This is a genomic window from Deinococcus alpinitundrae, assembly GCF_009982895.1.
In the GTDB taxonomy this organism is placed as follows: Bacteria; Deinococcota; Deinococci; order Deinococcales; family Deinococcaceae; genus Deinococcus; species Deinococcus alpinitundrae.
Genome location: NZ_WXZL01000383.1, coordinates 1 through 251, shown reverse-complemented (window position 1 = coordinate 251; position 251 = coordinate 1). Strand labels below are relative to the sequence as shown.

Annotated in this window: 1 protein-coding gene; it reads left to right on the top strand. The window is 43.4% G+C overall.

The features are described 5' to 3' along the window. On the top strand, positions 1-251 hold a 251-nt coding region (locus GUI70_RS26030; protein ID WP_368733657.1), incomplete at both ends, for a hypothetical protein.

The following is a 251-nucleotide window of genomic DNA, read 5'->3' as shown; positions in this document are numbered from 1 at the left end:
TGGTGATCATGAATTACCGGTATTGGCTGCTGAAATTTTGGTGGACCAAGGAGAAAATGATCGTGCTCTAGCGAACCTAGAAAAGATTCCTGAAGATTCGGAATTTTACGTGTCGGCATTGATGGTGGAAGCCGACCTTTATCAAACTGAAGAATTATACGAGGTTTCGGAAAGAAAACTTTTAGCTGCTGAGCAACTTGCCCCAGACGAACCGGCAATTCAATTAGCCTTAGGGGAGTTGTACTACACAA